Origin of the sequence: Methylorubrum sp. B1-46 (assembly GCF_021117295.1) — a bacterium.
In the GTDB taxonomy this organism is placed as follows: Bacteria; Pseudomonadota; Alphaproteobacteria; order Rhizobiales; family Beijerinckiaceae; genus Methylobacterium.
Map to the genome: position 1 here is coordinate 3,730,294 of NZ_CP088247.1, position 16,908 is coordinate 3,747,201.

General features: G+C 69.9%; 13 protein-coding genes and 2 pseudogenes. 6 read left to right on the forward strand and 9 right to left on the reverse strand.

Annotated features, from left to right (window positions below):
• Positions 1-82 precede the first annotated feature (82 nt).
• From LPC10_RS17275 to LPC10_RS17315, 9 genes and pseudogenes are all read right to left on the reverse strand, one after another.
• On the reverse strand, positions 83-1,156 hold the full coding sequence (locus LPC10_RS17275; protein ID WP_231343673.1) for a UDP-glucuronic acid decarboxylase family protein: 1,074 nt from the start codon (positions 1,154-1,156) through the stop codon (positions 83-85).
• A 19-nt stretch (positions 1,157-1,175) separates the two neighbouring features.
• Positions 1,176-2,294: a glycosyltransferase gene (locus LPC10_RS17280; RefSeq protein ID WP_231343674.1), complete on the reverse strand. Its 1,119-nt coding sequence runs from the start codon at positions 2,292-2,294 to the stop codon at positions 1,176-1,178.
• Positions 2,291-3,403: a glycosyltransferase gene (locus tag LPC10_RS17285; RefSeq protein ID WP_231343675.1), complete on the reverse strand. Its 1,113-nt coding sequence runs from the start codon at positions 3,401-3,403 to the stop codon at positions 2,291-2,293. The genes LPC10_RS17280 and LPC10_RS17285 overlap by 4 nt, the downstream gene beginning before the upstream one ends.
• A complete protein-coding gene (locus tag LPC10_RS17290; protein ID WP_231343676.1) occupies positions 3,400-4,521 on the reverse strand; it encodes a glycosyltransferase in 1,122 nt (373 codons plus the stop codon). Before LPC10_RS17290 ends, LPC10_RS17285 begins: the two co-directional genes overlap by 4 nt.
• Positions 4,518-5,642, reverse strand: a complete 1,125-nt coding sequence (locus LPC10_RS17295) for a glycosyltransferase family 4 protein (protein WP_231343677.1) — start codon at positions 5,640-5,642, stop codon at positions 4,518-4,520. Before LPC10_RS17295 ends, LPC10_RS17290 begins: the two co-directional genes overlap by 4 nt.
• The gene (locus LPC10_RS17300; protein WP_231343678.1) at positions 5,633-6,925 is read right to left on the reverse strand and encodes a TIGR04295 family B12-binding domain-containing radical SAM protein; all 1,293 of its coding nucleotides are present in this window, start codon (positions 6,923-6,925) and stop codon (positions 5,633-5,635) included. The genes LPC10_RS17295 and LPC10_RS17300 overlap by 10 nt, the downstream gene beginning before the upstream one ends.
• Positions 6,922-8,010: an SDR family NAD(P)-dependent oxidoreductase gene (locus tag LPC10_RS17305; RefSeq protein WP_231343679.1), complete on the reverse strand. Its 1,089-nt coding sequence runs from the start codon at positions 8,008-8,010 to the stop codon at positions 6,922-6,924. The genes LPC10_RS17300 and LPC10_RS17305 overlap by 4 nt, the downstream gene beginning before the upstream one ends.
• An 11-nt stretch (positions 8,011-8,021) precedes the next feature.
• A complete protein-coding gene (locus LPC10_RS17310; RefSeq protein WP_231343680.1) occupies positions 8,022-9,134 on the reverse strand; it encodes an SDR family NAD(P)-dependent oxidoreductase in 1,113 nt (370 codons plus the stop codon).
• Positions 9,135-9,509: 375 nt separating this feature from the next.
• A pseudogene (locus tag LPC10_RS17315) lies at positions 9,510-10,147 on the reverse strand (transposase); the annotation flags it as partial.
• Positions 10,148-10,550: 403 nt separating this feature from the next.
• Between LPC10_RS17315 and LPC10_RS17320 the strand changes: the two are divergent.
• The 6 genes and pseudogenes from LPC10_RS17320 to LPC10_RS17345 form a co-directional block, all read left to right on the forward strand.
• Entirely contained in the window at positions 10,551-12,923 is a 2,373-nt protein-coding gene (locus LPC10_RS17320; RefSeq protein WP_231343681.1) for a type VI secretion system Vgr family protein, read from the forward strand.
• Positions 12,924-12,936: 13 nt separating this feature from the next.
• Positions 12,937-14,100, forward strand: a complete 1,164-nt coding sequence (locus LPC10_RS17325) for a DUF2169 domain-containing protein (protein ID WP_231343682.1) — start codon at positions 12,937-12,939, stop codon at positions 14,098-14,100.
• A complete protein-coding gene (locus LPC10_RS17330; protein ID WP_231343683.1) occupies positions 14,097-14,501 on the forward strand; it encodes a PAAR-like domain-containing protein in 405 nt (134 codons plus the stop codon). The genes LPC10_RS17325 and LPC10_RS17330 overlap by 4 nt, the downstream gene beginning before the upstream one ends.
• Positions 14,501-15,382 carry a hypothetical protein gene (locus tag LPC10_RS17335; protein WP_231343684.1) on the forward strand — a complete coding sequence of 294 codons (882 nt, stop codon included), beginning with the start codon at positions 14,501-14,503 and terminating at the stop codon, positions 15,380-15,382. Before LPC10_RS17330 ends, LPC10_RS17335 begins: the two co-directional genes overlap by 1 nt.
• A protein-coding gene (locus tag LPC10_RS17340) for an IS3-like element ISMch5 family transposase (protein ID WP_231343685.1) occupies positions 15,331-16,478 on the forward strand; the annotation gives its coding sequence in 2 pieces (ribosomal slippage) (positions 15,331-15,580 and positions 15,580-16,478; 1,149 coding nt in all). The genes LPC10_RS17335 and LPC10_RS17340 overlap by 52 nt, the downstream gene beginning before the upstream one ends.
• 30 nt (positions 16,479-16,508) lie before the next feature.
• Positions 16,509-16,892 (forward strand): annotated as a pseudogene (locus LPC10_RS17345) (integrase core domain-containing protein); the annotation flags it as partial.
• Positions 16,893-16,908: the final 16 nt, after the last annotated feature.

Consider the following 16,908-nt stretch of genomic DNA (forward strand, 5'->3'; position numbering starts at 1 on the left):
CTGGCGCAGCACCTCAGCATGAGGATCGTGGAGGTTTCCACGATCGGCCCATGAAGCGGAGGCTCGCAGATTGCAGCGGCCATCACGTTGGCCCTCGGGCGAGGTCGCCGAGCGCCGGCTCGGCCGACTGGAACGGACGGCTGCCGACAAAGCGCCCGAGACCCGCCCGCGCCGCCAGTTCGGGCGGGCGGATCTCCTTGGCGAACCACGCAATGGTCGCCTCCAGCCCCTGTTCGAGCGGCACTTGCGGCGACCAGCCGAGAAGCGTCTGCGCGCGGGTGATGTCGGGCCGGCGGCGCTGCGGATCGTCCACCGGCAGCGGGCGGCGCACCACCGCTGAGCGGGTGCCGGTCATCCGGGTGACGAGTTCGACGAGTTCCGCCACCGTCATCTCGCGCGGGTTGCCGAGATTGACCGGACCGCCGGGCGACGTCTCGCGGTCCATCAGCCGCATCAGACCCTCGACGAGATCGGCGGCGTAGCAGAACGAGCGGGTCTGCTCGCCATTGCCGTAGACGGTGATCGGCTCGCCCGCGAGCGCCTGACACACGACGTTCGAGACGACGCGCCCGTCATCGGCCCGCATGCGAGGGCCGTAGGTGTTGAAGATGCGCGCCACCCGCACGTCGAGCCGGTGCACCCGCTCGAAATCGAAGACCAGGGTCTCGGCCGAGCGCTTGCCCTCGTCGTAGCAGGCGCGCGGGCCGGTCGGGTTGACGTTGCCCCAGTAGGATTCGGTCTGCGGATGCACCTCGGGATCGCCGTAGATCTCGCTGGTGGAGGCCTGCAGGAAGCGCGCACCGTCGGCCCGCGCCCGCTCCAGCAGGTGGTGGGTGCCGACGACACTCGTCATCATCGTGTGCATCGGGTCCGCCTGATAGTGTGGCGGCGAGGCGGCGCAGGCGAGATTGAAGATCCGGTCGAAGCGCGGCAGCACCGGCAGCGGCTGCGTCACGTCCGCCTCGACCAGTTCGAACCGCGGTTCGCGGACGAGATGGGCGAGGTTGTCGCGGCGCCCGGTCAGAAGGCTGTCGAGGACGACGACGCGGTCCCCCCGCGCCAGCAGCGCATCGACGAGGTGCGAGCCGATGAAGCCCGCGCCCCCGGCCACGAGCACGTGCCTGCCGTCCGGGCCGTCCGCTGAGCGACTCTTCATGGACTTCAACTCCTCAGGCCTAGAGCACTTCGAGATCGCGTTCGGACGCCGCAGCGGGAGACTGCCGGGAGGCGGCCTCACGCAGATAGGACTCGAGTTCCTCGGCGCGATGGGCGGCCGAGTGGCGGGCGAGCACGGTTTCGCGCGCGGCCGCGCCGATCGCACGCCGCTCCGCCTCCGGCGTTTCGCGCAGGATGGCGAGCACCGCCTCGGGGCCGTCCGGGCAGAGGATCTCGCGGCCGGGCGCCAGGATCGCGTCGAGTCCGTCCCAGCGGTCGCTGATCAGCGGCGTTCCGATGCTCGCCGCCTCGAACAGGCGCACGCTGGGGCTCCAGCCGGCGGCGATCATGTCGGCGCGGGTGACGTTCAGGGTGTAGCGGCTCGACGCGTAGAACGCGGGATGGGCGTCCGGCGGCAGGTGGTCGATGCGGGTGACGTTTGCCGGCCAGTCGATGTCGGCCGGGTATTGCGGGCCGGCGACCGCGAAGCGTAGGTCCGGCGCGCGGCGGGCCGGCTCGATCAGCAGCCGCTCCAGCGTCGGCTGCCGGTCGGGGCTGTAGGTCCCGAGATAGCTGAGATCGTAGGCCGGGGCGCGCGCCATCGCCGGGTAGGCCTGCGGATCGACCGAGCAGTACAGAGCGCGCGCGGCCGGCGAACCGTAGGCCCGCTCCAGGCGCTCCAGCGTCGGCCCCCCGGTGAAGGAGAGATAGAGGTCGTAATCGCGGATCTGCGCCCGGCCGAGATAGGCGCAGGCGCCGGCCTCGAGCGCGGCCAGCGTCACCGGCGTGTCGATATCGTAGAAGGCGCGCACGCCCCGCGCCCAGGCGAGCGCGCGGTTTCCGACCGCGATGCCATCGGGCACGTAGGAGCCGACGATGACGGCATCCGCCGCCTCGATCTCCGTGCGGTGGGCCTGCAGCTCCGCAAGATCGGAATAGAGAACGAGCCGGCAGAAATCCGGGTCGGGCAGGTCGCGGTGTGCGGCGTACCAGGGCACGTCGCGTTCCAGGAAGGTCACGGCGTGGCCGCGGGCGGCGAATGCCTTGAGCAGGGCGCGATAGGTGGTGGCGTGGCCGTTGCCCCAGGACGAGGACATGCTGAGGCCCAGCACCACGAGGCGGAGCGGCGCGTCCGTCATGCGACGCTCCGCTCGATCACGCGGCGCTCGCGCTTGCGCGCCGCCTCGTCGCGGAAGATCGCATCGACCTGCGCGCCGCGCCGGGCATAGGTGTGCTCGGACAGAATCCGGCGGCGGGCGGCCTCGCCGATGGCGCGGGCGCGCTCCGGCGTCAGCGCAGCGACGTGCTCGGCGACGTCGCGGCCGTCGCGGGCAACGAGCACCTCCTCGCCCTCCTTGAGAAACAGGTCGAGTCCGACCCAGGCATCGGTGATGAGGCAGCCGCCTGCGCCCGCCGCCTCGAACACGCGGGTGGCCGGCGAATAGCCCACCGCCGCCATGCTCTCGCGGGCGATGTTGAGGACGGCGAGCGGCGAGACGTTGAAGGCGTTGTGGTCGCGGGTCGAGACGTGGCCGAGATGGCGCACGTTGACCGGCAGGCCCCGGCTCTCCCAGCCGCTGCCGCCGAGCAGGAATCGTCGCTCCGGCAGCCGCGCCGCCGCGGCGAGGAAGAATTTCTGGACCCGCTCCTCGCGGTCCGGCAGGCGGTTGCCGAGGAAGGCGAGGTCGGCCGCGAAGCGTGGATCCGGCGGGACGGGGTGGTGGGTATCCGGATCGAGCGCATTGTAGACAGGGATGCAGGCGCGCGCGCCGAACCCCTCATAGGCCTCGATCACCGGCGGGCCGCCGCCATAGGTGAGGACGAAGTCGAGGCTGGGCATCACCCGGTGCAGGGCATGATTCGGGTCGCCGCGCATCTCGGCCAACGTCGCAGGCGCATCCACGTCCCAGAAGATGCGGATCGCCTCGGGGTGCGCGGCGGCGGTCACGCCCTCCAGCAATTCGTCGTCGAATACGCCGACGCCGCTCGCCTTGACGACGATGTCCGCCCCGGCCGCCTGCGCCACGACGGCGCGCATCGCCTCTTCCGTGGCCGGATAGACCTGCACCTCGGCCCAATCCGGCGGTTCGATGTCACGGTGACTCTGCCGGTCGAAGGCGTCGGGCTCGTAGAAGGTGATCTGGTAGCCGCGCCCGGCGAGGTCGCGCAGCAGGCCGCGGTAATAGGTGGCCGCGCCGTTCCAGTAGGAGGAGAGCAGCGAGGAGCCGTAGAACGCGATCCGTTTCATGCCTGCCTCCGAAAGCGGGGGGCCGCGTCGGGTGCGGCGAGCGACGCGGCGATGGCCAGAAGCTCGGCCGCGCGGTGGCGGCAGGTGTGGCGGGCGCGGATCGTGGCGAGACCGCGGGCCGTGAGCGCCCGCCGCAAGGCCGGATCATGGGCCAGCGCCCGCAGGTGGCGCTCCATCTCGGCGCCGTCGCGGGCGACGAGGTAGTCCTGGCCCGGCGTGAACAGGCCCTCCGCATCCTCCCACGGCGCGGTCACCAACGGGATGCCGCAGGCCAGCGCCTCGAACACGCGGATCGTCGGGATGCCGGGCAGAGCCTCGACGTAGAAGCGGCGCGGCACGTGAACCGTGGCGAGCGCGCGCGCGAACAGCGACGGCGCGACGGCATTCGGCGCCCAGCCGTGATAGCGCGCGCCGTGGCGTGTCAGGGTCGCCAGAGCCTCGTCGGGATAGCGCACGCCGTAGATGTCGAGGGACAAGTCCGCCGCTTGGGCCGGGCGGAAGAGGAAGGTTTCGAGTTCGCGCGTGCGCTCGCCGTCGCCCCAATTGCCGATCCACACGAGGCCGGCGCGCTCGCCCTCTTCCGCCGGCGGGCGGAACAAGCGGGTGTCGGCGGCTTCGTGCCAGACATAGGCGCGGCCGTCCCAGCCCTGCGCCCGATAGACCTGGGCGAGCGCCTCGCCGAAGGCGAGGACGCCGTCGTAGCCGGAGAGATCGAAGGCAGCCATCTCGTCGGGCGCGCTGACGGCGCGGTGATGGGTGTCGTGGAACAGAAGCATGCCGAGCCGGCCGTTCTTGCGCGCCCGCCCGAGGGCCGCGATGAGGTCGGGGGCGTTCCACTCGTGGGCGATGACGAGGTCGGCGCCCTCGGCCCACTCGACCGCCTCCTCCACCCTCGCATAGGTCTGCGAGGACAGTTCGGGATAGGCCGCGCGATAGGCATCGAGCCCGGCAGGGCCGCGGTCGCGCAGGAGATTGTCGAGGCTCCAGGCGCCCTCGGGCTCGTAGGCTTCGACCGCGTGGCCGTCGGCGATCAGCGCGCGCAGGACACCGCGCAGAAAATGGGCGTTGCCGTGGTTCCAGCACGAGGCGAGCGAGTGGGTGAAGGCGACGATCCTCATGCCGCCGCTCCATCGAGTGCGCGGATACGGGGCTCGCCCAGCAGATCGCGGTACACGGCGAGCACCCCGTCGGCCATGGCGTCAGTGCCGTAGCGGGCGGCACGGGTGCGGGCCGCCTCGGCAAGCGAAGCCCTCCGCTCGGGATCGGCGATGAGACCCTGGACGGCGTCGGCCGCCGCGGCATCGTCGTCGGGCGCGACGAGGATCGCGGCGCCCTCCCACAATTCCGAAAAGCTCGGGATGTCGGACAGGACCAGGGCGCAGCCGGCGCCGGCCGCTTCCAGCACGGCGAGACCGAACGGCTCGTAGCGCGCAAGCGAGACGAAGACCGGGCGTCGCGTCAGCTCCTGTTCCATCCGAGCCGCGTCGAGCCGGCCGAGCAGGCGCAGATGATCCGCGGTAAAGCGCTCGCCGTTCGGCCCCTCGGCCGGGCCGGCGGCGTAGAAGGGCACGTCGAGGCGCGCGGCCAGACGGTCGAGGGCGGCCGCGTTCTTGGCGCGATCCCAGAGCCGGCCGGCGGTGAAGGCGTGCGCGGCGGGCACGCCCGAGACGGGCGCGTCGGCGAGACGGCGCCCGTTGCGCACCACCTCGGGCGGACGATCGAGGCCGTAGGCGGCCCGCGTCGCCTCGGCGAAGGCACGGGTCGGGGCGAGCAGGCGGTCGGCGGCGCGGCAGCCGCGGGCCGCGAGGTCGGCGCGCCACGCCAAGTCAGCGGGGAGCGGGCCGTCGCCGAGCGCGTCCCACCACGTCGCGACGCAGGAATGGCACACGGCCACGATGGGGACATCGAAGGCGGCGAGCGCCAGGGCCGGGCTATGGAGATGGACGAGATCCGCACCGATGTCGCAGGCGAGGCGGGCGATGGCGGCGGCGGCCTCCGTGACATCCGCGGGGCGCCCGGCGGTCCAATCGAGGGGCCATCCGGTCGGCCGGATGCGGGCGCCGGAGACGGCCTCGGCCCGGGCGAGCGCCGCCTCGGAGGGCGCCGGTCCCATCAGGGCCAGCGTCACGGCGAGCCCGCGCCGGCCCAACCCTTCGGCGAGTTCGAGGCTGTATTGCCAGACCCCGCCGAGCGCGTCGGCCGTCATCAGGATGTGGGTCGGGGGCCGTCTCACCGGCATCCGCAGCCCGCCTCCAGCTCCGCCAGCGGCAGGGGACGCTCCTCCTGGATGTCGCTGAAGCGCTCGAACTGCGCGAGGTAATGCGCGTGCGCCCGCTCCCAGGCGCCGTCGTCGGGCTCGCCCCAGAGCCGGCGGTAATCGGGTGAACTCGGATAGGGGTAGAGCGGCACGGGATCGTTGGCCCAGACGCCCTGTCCGCGCAGGTGGTCGCGCCAGTTTGCGACGAGGTCGGGATCGTCGCCCGCAACCGCGATCAGGTTGGCCTGGACGAAGGGGACCGAACGGCGGGCATAGATCAGGCGCTCGGCGAGGTCGTCGGTCGAGTCGCGGCAGCGTTTGTCGAGAGCGGCGCGGCCCTCCTCGGTCAGGCTCTCGATGCCGGCCTCGATCGAGACGCATCCCGCCGCGCCCAGGAGGTCGAGCATGTCGGGCTTCCATAGGTCGATCCGGGTCTGGACGCCGAACTTGATCGGCCGGCTCACCAGCGCCTCCAGCAGCGGCTTCTGCGGCAGGAAGATCTCATCGACGAAGTAGAGGTAGGTCACCCCCTGCGCGATCAGGCCGTCGATCTCGTCCAGCACGAGCGAGAGTTCGCGACGGCGATACTTGTCGCGGAAATCGATCTTGGCGCAGAAGCTGCAGGTATAGGGGCAGCCGCGCGACGCCTCGATCTCGGCGCCCGGCCCGTCCGGTGCGGTGTCGAAGCGGTGATGGTGGTGATGGTGGCGGGCGATCCAGGCGTCCGGCCAGCGGAGCGCCGGCAGATCGTTGAAGCGGCCGGCATGAGGAGGGCCGGTGACGACCGTCTCACCGCCGTCGCGGTAGGCGAGCGCGGGCAGCCCGCGAACGTCCTCGGCATCGGCAAGCCGGGCGACGATCTCCTCGCATTCGCCGCGCACCACGAGGTCGCAGCCGAGCTTTTCCAGCGTGGGACGGGGCGTCGCCGAGCCGTGCGGACCCACCGCGACCGTGCGGCCGCCACGGTTTCCCAGCGCATCGAGGAACAGACGCGGCACCCGCAGCTCCGGCGGGGCGCAGCGCCAGAACAGGTAGGTCGGCGCGGTGGTAACCACGGTCATGCCCGGCGCGAAGGCGGCGACGCGCTCCGCAGCGTCCTGGGTCGAGAGACCTTCGAGGTGGGCATCGACGATCAGCGCCGCGTGGCCGGCGGCCCGCAGCAGGGCGGCGGCGTAGCCGAGTTCGAGCGGCAGATGCGGCGCGCGGCAGCCGAAATAGATGCTGTTGCGGTAGTCCCAGGCAGGATTGACCAGTGCGACCCTCACAGCACCGCCTCCGGCTGGCGCCGCGGGAGCGGTTCGGCGGCCTCGGTCTCTCCCAGCCATTCGCCGAGCCAGCCGGCGAGCTGTGCCACGCCCTCGCGCCAGGACAGCGGCCGGTCGAGCCCGAGGGCTTCGATGGCACGGCTCGGATCGGAAACGTAGTAGCGCTGATCGCCCGGCCGCCACGGGCCGGTCTCGATGGCGATCTCGCGGCCGAGCAATTGTCCGGCATGGGCGATCAGCCCGCGCAGGGACACGGCGTTGGCCGGTCCGCCGCCGAGGTTGAACGCCCGGCCCGCCACCCGGTCGATCCGCGCCAGCGCTGCCCGGTAGGCCGCGACGCAATCGTCGACGTGGAGGATGTCGCGCACTTGGCTGCCATCGCCGTAGAGGGTGATAGGCTCGCCCTTCAGTGCCCGGATCAGGAAATGGGCGACCCAACCCTGATCCTCGTTGCCCATCTGGCGCGGGCCGTAGATGCAGCTCATCCGCATCACCGCGGTCGGCAGGCCGTAGGTCCGGGCGTAATCGAGCACGTAGGCGTCCGCCGCCCCCTTGGAGCAGCCGTAGGGCGTGTGGAAGTCGAGCGGGCGGTCCTCTCCGATGCCACGCTCGCGCAAGGATGGGTCCTCCGGCAGGTAGGCGTCGCCCGCCAGCGTGAGCGCCACGTCCGGCAGGCCGCCATAGACCTTGTTGGTCGAGGCGAAGAGCAGCGGCACGGCCTCCGCGCGTGCACGCAGAACCTCCAGAAGGTTCAGTGTGCCGCCGAGATTGACCTCCATGTCCTCCCGCGGCGCGGTGAGGCTCGTCGTCACGGCGACCTGGGCGGCGAAGTGGAACACGGCGCCGGCCTCGCGCACGGCGCGGGCGAGCGCGTCGCGGTCGCGGATGTCGGCGATCACCGGAACGATCCGGCTTCCGTGGCGCTCGGTCAGCCACGCGAGGTTGCGCTCGACGCCCACGCGCGCGAGTGCGTCGTAGACGATGACGGTGCGGCCCTCGGCGGCGAAACGATCGGCAAGGTTGGCGCCGACGAAGCCAGCGCCGCCGGTGACGAGGATCGGGCGGCTGCCGGGAACCGGGGCCATGCCGGCGGCGCTCACGCGACGAGCCCGCGCGCTTCGAGTTCGCGCCGCGCCTCGGCGACGCGGTCCACCGCCTGCTGTTCGGCGACCCAGGCCGCGAGTTCGGCCAAACCCTCTTCGAAGTCTCGCTTGGGGGCGTAGCCGAGTTCGCGGGTGATCTTTCCGATGTCGGCGATGCAGTGGCGGATGTCGCCGAGCCGGGCCTGACCGGTGGCCTGGGGCGCGATGTCCTCGCGGGCCATGGCGCGGGCCAGCAGGCGCGCCACCTCGTTGACCGTGCGGTCCCGGCCCGAGCCGACATTGTAGACTTGGCCCACGGCGGCCGGGTGTTCGAGCGCGAGCACGAAGGCTTGGGCCACGTCCTCGACATGGACGAAGTCGCGCCGCTGCTCGCCATCCTCGAAGATCATCGGCGGCTGGCCGTTGAGGAGCCGGGCGGCGAAGATCGCCAGCACGCCGGTATAGGGGTTCGAGAGCGCCTGGCCGGGGCCGTAGGCGTTCCACAGCCGCAGCGCGACGCCCTCCATGCCGTAGGCCGGTGCCAGCGTCAGGGTCAGGCGCTCCTGCATGTACTTCGTCAGTGCGTAGACCGAGGCGAGCGCCGGGCGTTTGGTCTCCGGCGTCGGCACCGGGCGCATCGGATGGCCCTCCGCATCGAGCGGGTCCCAGGGCTCGCCGGGCTTGCGGGGTTTGCGCACCGCATCCTCGATCGTGGCGCCGCCCTGCGTGCGATAGAGCCCCTCGCCGTAGATGCTCATGGAGGAGGCGACGACGACGCGCTTCACCGGTGCCTCGATCAGCGCCTGGAACAGGGTCGCGGTGCCGCAATCGTTGACCGAGACGTAGCGCTCAACGGCGTACATGCTCTGGCCGACACCGACCTCCGCCGCGAGGTGGACCACATGGGTCGCCCCGGCGAGCGCGCGGGCCACGGCGCCGGCGTCCCGGACGTCGCCCTCCACGAATTCCACCGCGGGATCGAGCCCCTGGGGAGCGGCTCCTGCGCCGTGCACCTGCTCGATCAGGCTGTCGAGAACCCGAACCCGGTATCCGCGGGCCAAAAGCGCGCTCGCGAGATGCCGGCCGATGAAGCCGGCACCTCCGGTAATGAGGGCTAGATCTTTCATGAGCAGCCGCGCAACTCCATCGATTGCTACAGGAACAACAAATATTTATTCGAATAAGGCACCAAACTTCGGCAGCAACCTATGATGTGATAACGGTAAATTGCATCCGATACCCCCAAGCCTGCTCAGTTTTCGGGATATCTCCGGTCGAGGATCTTTGTTCCTCGATTTTAATCCGCGTTTTCTGCACGCTTATCCTGCGGCCAAGCGCGACGGCCAAGCGCGGCCCCCGCTGCGCAAGCGAACCCGGCCTCGAAGGCGCGCACCGGAATCAGGCAATCCACGGACATCGGCCTCGGGACTCGCACGACGGGTGGAGCCCGGGTTCCGCTGCGCGGCTCCCCGGATGAATTCGAGCGCGGCGACCCACCGATTTCAGAGCGGCGCCGACCGGTCCCGCCGGGCGAGGGCCGCGCGGGCTGTCCTCACCTCCCAGGCCTCATCCAGACCGCCTCCGGCCATCTCGGCCGCGGTCACCGGGACGGCTTCGAGGAGCGGAACGGAGCCGAACGGCAGATCGGGGATCGCCGCGCCGTCCGCCGCCGCGGCGAGGATCACGAACTCGAACGATGCACAGGCGGCGGGGCAGCGGGAGAACAGGATCGCGCCGTGCGTCTCCACATCCCTCGCCACGCGGTAGCCGTCGGCGACGCGGTCGCCGAGGTTCACCACGATGTTGGCCCAGAGCCGCACCCGCTCGGTCTGCGCCGCCTGCATGCGGCTGTCGTGGCCGTTAGCCCCGGCAAGCGTCAGGCCGAGCGGTGTGCCGTTGGCGTCCACGACGAGGTGACGCTTCGTGCCCGGCTTGCCCCGATCCGTTGGGTTCGTGCCCGTCGCGGCGCCCCCTTTTTCGCCGGCAAGCTGGCGCTGTCGAGCGCAGCGCGTGACCAGTCGAGCGCGTCCGCATCCTGATGCCGCTCCCGCATCGCGCGATGCAGTGCAGCCCAGACCCCGGCCGCCTGCCACGCGCCCAGCCGCCGCCAACTCGTCTTACCGCTGCAGCCGATCTCTACGCGGGGAGGGGCGCACCAGAATCCGGAAGCGGATCGGAATGTGGGGCTCCGCGCCCGGCCTCGATGCGCATGGGGCGTGGCCCGGATGCCGTCCGTGTCGCCGCGTCGGGACGGCGTTCGCTCATGCCGCAGACGTGCTCCGGGTCAGGACGAGGCCGGACCGCCTGCCGTGACCACGTCAAGTCCGTCACGCGATCCGCGCCCCTGTCCATCTCCCGCGCGCCCGCCATAGAGGATAAATGCACTATATATCCAACATTGCGGCATCGAAAATCCGATAACGATACAATTATATTGTTTTTTCGAGAATTGATCTGCATTGACGATCACAAGTCGGGTTGATCGACTGGAACAACCCCCTAGCTTGCAACCTGTGGATCGGGGTGCTCCGGCAGGACAGGCGATGAACGAACCCGTGCGCTACACCCAGGCCGGTCGCCTGATGGCGATCGAGACGGTGCTGGGCGAGGACGCGCTGCTGCTGGAGCGGTTCGAGATCGAGGAGGGAATCAACCGCCTCTTCACCATCCAGGCCCGGGTGCGGGCGCAGCGCGCCGAGGTCCGCCCCGAGGAGATCGTCGGTACCGCCGCCGACGTGCTGCTGACGCTCGCCGACGGCAGTCAGCGTGCCTGGAACGGGCTGGTGACCGAGCTGCACGAGGGGCCGATCGTCACCCGCGGTGCCCGCCAGTATGCCCTGACGCTGCGCCCGCGCCTCTGGCTGATGAGCCAGCGAAAGGACTGCCGCATCTTCCTGGAGCGCAGCACGCTCGAGGTGCTCGAGACCCTCTGCGCCGAGCACGGCATCCGCGACGTCGATCTCGCCGGCGTCACCCGGCCGCCGCCCAAGCGCGACTACGTCGTGCAGTGGAACGAGACCGACCTCGCCTATCTCCTGCGGCGGTTGCAGGAGGAGGGCGAGTTCTTCTGGTTCGCCCACGAGCGTGGACGGCATACGCTCAAGATCGGCGACCATCCCTATGCCTATGACGGCAGCGACGAGACCCGGGTGCGGCTCGCCTTCGGCTCCTCGGACGCCGAGCACATCCATGACTGGCGCCGGCAGGTCTCGTTCACGCCCGGACGTCGCGCCGGCAAGGATTACGAGTTCCTGACGCCGAACCTCGACCTCTTCGCAAAGACGCCGTCGATCGACCGCGTTCCCGAGAATATCTCATACGAACTCTACGAATACCCCGCACGAGCGCTGACGCCGGAGGCGAGTGAGCGGGCGAGCCGGCTGCGGGTTCAGGCGACCGAGGGTGATTTCGACCGGGTCGAGGGCCGCTCCTCGGTCCGGACGCTGGCGGCGGGCGGGCGCTTCACGCCCTACGAGGTGGCCCATCCCGAGCATGGCTATCCGGCCCAGGTGATCACCACGATCCTGCACCGGGCCGAGGGCCCGACCTACGAGTCGGGCGCGGGCACGCCGCACTACGAGAACAGCTTCGCGACGCTCCCAGCCGACCGCCCGGCCACGCCGCACCGCACGATCCCGCGCCCGCGCATCGACGGGCTGCAGATCGCGCGGATCGCGGGCCCTTCGGGCGAGGAGATCCATACCGACGCCTACGGGCGGGTGAAGCTGGCCTTCCCGTGGGACCGGCGGGCGAAGGGCGACGGCACGGACACGGGTTGGGTGCGGGTGACGCAGAGCTGGGGCGGGACGAGCTGGGGCCAGCAGATCATCCCGCGGGTGGGGATGGAAGCGCTGGTGGCCTACCAGGAGGGCGACCCGGACCGGCCGATCGTGACCGGCATCGCCCCCAACCCCAACAACCCCGTCCCCTACGACCTGCCGGCCAACAAGACCCGCATGGTGCTGCGCTCCGACAGCTACAAGGCCAGCGGCTACAACGAACTGGCTTTTGAGGATCAGGGCGGGCGCGAGCGCCTCCACCTGCTCGCCCAGAAGGACCAGACCCACCGGGTCGGCGACACCCTCACCCAGCACGTCCAGCGGGACGCGATCCGCAATGTCGGGGCCAACCACTCGCTGCAGGTCGGCGCCAATATGCAGCACAATGTCGGCGGCGGGATGTCGATCGCGGTCGGGGCCGTGGGCGGGGCGGTGCCGGGCCTCGTCACCGCGACGCTGGCCGGGCTGATGGGCCAGTCCTCGAGCCTGCTCGGCGAGGCGATGGGCGTTGTCTCCGGCGCGCTGCAGCAGGCGGCGGCCAGCGGCCTGGCCGAGGCGCCGGGCGGCGGCGCGGCCGGGGCCGCCGCAGCCGCCCTCGGCCCGGACGCGCTGGCCGGCAGTGGTTCCGAGGCGGGCTCGGCGCTCGGCGGCATCGCCTCGACGGTGGCCTCCTACGCCGCGGCCCTGGCCGGAAGCGGACCGGCCCGGATGAACGCGGGCGCCGCGGCGAACGCGCTCGCCGGCGTCGCCTCGCCCGAGGGCATCGCCCGGGATGCGGGCGGGGCGGTGGCGGCGGCCGGGGCCGAGACCGGCCGGCAGGTGGCCGGGATGATCGGATCCGGCATCCTCAACCAGGTGGTGGGGCGGCTGCAGAACAACTCGGTCGGCCTCGCCCAGACCGAGCAGGTCGGCGCGGTCAAGGCGCTCAGCGTCGGCCACGTCTACACCCAGAAGATCGGCAACCAGCTCAAGATCGACGTCGGCGACGAGGTGATCATCAGCGTCGGCCCGAACGGTTCGGCCAAGTCTCTGCTGGTCATGAAGGGCGACGGCACCATCCTGCTCAAGGGGATCAAGATCTTCGTCGAGGGCGACAGTCACATCCAGATGCTGACGCCGATGCTCGACCACAACTGAGCCGGCCGAGTCGATGCCGGAACTGCTGAACTTCACTCCGTTCCCGAACTTCCGCTACTATTCCAGCGACAACCGGGGGCGCGACTTCGGCGTCGTCATCGTCAAGGCGACCTACACCATCGACGCCGCGGGCCGGCTCGCGGTGGCCGAGGAACAGGCGCCGCTGATGTTCGAGGATGCCTGCCACGGCGCGGTGAACGAGAGTTCGCTCTGGCACCCCTCCGACCTCGTGCCGAACAAGCCGCGCACCGACCTGATCGTCAACGCGGTGGCGCGGGCGCCGGGGGGCGAGCCCGCCCGCCGCTGGACCTGCGGGATCGCGCTCGGCGGCGCCTCCGGCCCGCTCCTGTCCAAGCGGCTGCGGGTGACCGGGCCGCGGGAATGGCACCCGCGTTGGCGCCGGCGACTCGACGCGGAGGAGGCGCAGGATTGGCGGGCGCATCGCCGCCTGTTCGCCGGCTGGGCGCTGACCGAGCCCGAGCCGGTGAGCGAGGTGCCGCTGCGCTACGAGCTGGCCTTCGGCGGCACGGTGGCGGCCGGGACGGACGACGAGGGCCGGCCGCGTTTCGTCTGCGAGGTGCGCAACCCGATCGGGCGCGGCCTGATCGACCCGGACTGGACCGATCACACCCTGCCCCAGCCCGCGCCGCAGATCGAGGCGGATGGCGAGCCCGTGAGCGACCCGGGCGTGGCCTACGCGCCGCAGAGCCTCGGGCCGATCCCGCCGGCCTGGGAGCCGCGGCTGCCGCTAGGGGGCACCTACGACCAGCACTGGATCGACCATGTCTGGCCGAACTGGGCGGAGGATTACAGCTTCGCCTTCCACAACAGCGCCCATCCCGACCTGATCTGCCCCGGCCACCTCGCGGGCGGCGAGACGATTACCCTCACCCACCTGATGCCGGGCGAGGCGGAGAGCCGGCTGATCCTGCCCGATCACGGCATGGTCACCGAGTTTGTGCGGCCGGAGGGCGGCACGGAAGCGCGGGCGATGACGCTCGACACGGTGTTCCTCGACCTCGCCGACGCGCGGCGGGAGCGGGCGCGAGTGTTCCTGACGTGGCGGGTCAACTTCGAGCCGGACGCCTTCGCGGCCGTGCGGCTGATCACGCGGGCGGACCACGACGCGGTGCTGGAGGCACTGCGCGGGGCCGGCAAGGGAGAGGAGACGGCATGAGCGAGGGACGGATCTCGGCGCGGCGCTGCCGCTCGAACCTGCTGGTGTCGAAGGGGCCGGACGTGTGCCTGACCCCGCGCGGGGGCGCGATGGTGCCGGTGCCCTACTCGGTGGTCGCACATCTGGACGGGGCGATCCGCGTCTCGAAGAGCGTGCGCAACAACGGGTGCTACGACTTCCAGCTGAACGCGCGCACGACGCGGATCAAGGGGCACAAGCCCGGCACCGGCAAGGGCGTGGTGGTACCGGGCTATGAGACCTACTCGCACGTGCGGGTGGCCTCGGACTTCGTCTACTCGGAGGGGTTCGCGACGGTGAGCCACCGCGATCCGGCCTGGATCAACCATCCCGATCCCGGGCCGACCGAGCCGCAGAAGGGCAAGACCGAGGAGACGGTCTGATGGGGGCTGGTGCGAGCGCATCGCCGCCCGAGGCAGGTGGGGCCAGGACCACCATTCCGCCCGCCGAGGTTGACGCGCGCAGGCGCAGCACCTCAGAGCGGACCAACGAGGGCGATAACCAATCGACCTGTAAAGCGAATTGCCGAGGTGAGGCGAATACAGGTGCGACAGCTGGACAAATTAGAAATCGTCCGCCGGAGCAACTCTCGACCGAACTGAGCGACGCGGCGAAGCAAGCCGCCATTGAGAATGGTCGCAGCATCGCTCACGACCAAAAGGCGCTCAGGCAGGTTGTTGAGAATTATCGAGGATTTTACAAAATAAATCCGAACGGCAATCTCTCGGGATTATTAGGGCAGTATAATGCCATACAGGGCGCGAATCCTCGTTTCACGCCCTTAACGATGGACGAGGTGCCCGCGGCCGCGACGAAGGAAATCGCGAAGGAGGGCGCGATACAAGCTGCACAGGTGCTTGCCGGCGAGGGCCTCGGGTGGATCATCGGATCGGGCATTCGCTTCCTGCGCGCGGCCCGCACGCCACTAACTGCCGGAGAGCCAGTCTCGGTCACCACGGGCGAGTACCTAGAGACATGGGACGATTTCCTTATTCCTGCGACGCTACCCTTTGATGGCGCTCGCTACATGGGACTCAAGCTGCCATTGCCGCCGGGCTACGCCAGCCCGCTCGGCCCCTGCCAGATCTCGATGTTCGACGAGATCGTCTCCAATCCCGAGCCCGGCCAGCTCGACGTCCACCAGGCCGACTGGCCTGCTGCCGGTTTCACGGACACCCTGTTTAGGTGTGAAGGTGAAGCCGGAGGTGCTCCATGCAGCGTCGCAAGTTCGGACGTGAGTTCAAGATCGAGGCGGTTCGACTGATTCGGGAACGTGGTGTCAGTGTCGCGCAGGCCGCGCGCGATCTCGATGTTCACGAGACGATGCTGCACCGGTGGGTGAGGCAGGCGGCGGCCGATCCCCAACACGCTTTTCCCGGTCAGGGGCAGATGAAGCCCGAGCAGATCGAGATCGACCGGCTGCGCAAGGAGGTCGCTCGTCTAAAAGCGGAGCGTGACATCCTAAAAAAGGCCGCCGCATACTTTGCGAGGGACGCGATATGAAGTTCGCGTTCATCGCAAAGCATCGTGCTGTCTGGCCAGTTGCCTGGATGTGCGCGGCGCTGGGTGTCTCGCGCTCCGGCTTCCACGCTTGGCTCACCCGGCAGCCTAGCCGACGCACACGGGACGACGAAGCTATCCTGAGCAAGGCCCACGCGAGCTTCGTGGCCAGCGACCGCACCTACGGCGCGAGGCGCGTCTGGCGCGATGTGCTCGCCCAGGGCGTGTCATGCGGGCTGCACCGCATCGAGCGGATCATGCGCGAGAATGCCTTGCGAGCGCGACCGCGCCGACGGGGCCTGCCAAAGGACGAAGGTGAGCGGGCCGCTGCCTCGCCCAATCTCCTGGAGCGGCGGTTCGCGGCCGACGCTCCGAACCGGAAGTGGATCGCCGACTTCACGTATATCTGGACCGCCGAGGGCTGGCTCTACGTCGCCGCCGTCATCGATCTGTTCTCGCGCCGTGTCGTGGGCTGGTCGATGCAGGCCAGTATGACGGCTCAACTCGTGACAGATGCGCTCGTCATGGCGATCTGGCGCAGAGGCAAGCCGGATGCCTTGCTGCATCACTCGGACCAGGGCTCGCAATACACGAGCGAAGCCTTCCAGCGTCAAATGACCGAGCACGGCGTGACCTGCTCGATGAGCCGTTCGGGCAACGTCTGGGACAACGCGGCAATGGAGAGCTTCTTCTCCTCGCTGAAGACCGAGCGCACCGCCCGACGGACCTACCGGACGCGGGATGAAGCCCGTGCAGACGTGTTCGATTCCATCGAGCGCTTCTACAACCTGGCGCGGCGGCACTCGACCTTGGGCTACCTCAGCCCCGTCGAGTTCGAAAACCGAACCCAATTAGCTTAGGACGGTGTCCAACAAACCGGCAGCAGGCCAGTGGCGCATCGGCCACGGCTGCTCACCGACAACGGATCGAGCTACGTCGCGGGTGATCTGGCCGACTGGCTCGGCAGTCAGGGTATGACCCACATCCGCGGTGCCCCGCGCCATCCGCAGACGCAGGGCAAGATCGAGCGCTGGCACCAGACGCTCAAGAACCGCATTCTACTCGAACACGCTTACCTGCCCGGCGAACTCGAGGCGCGTGTGGCCGCCTTCGTCGAGCACTATAACCATCTCCGGGCTCACGAGAGCCTGGGCAACCTCACCCCTGCCGACGTCTACTTCGGCCGCGGCGAGACGATCTTGCGTGAACGGGCGCGGATCAAGCGTCAGACCCTCATGGATCGCCGCTTGCGCCATTACGCGCAGGCTGCCTAACCTCTCAACCCAGGTG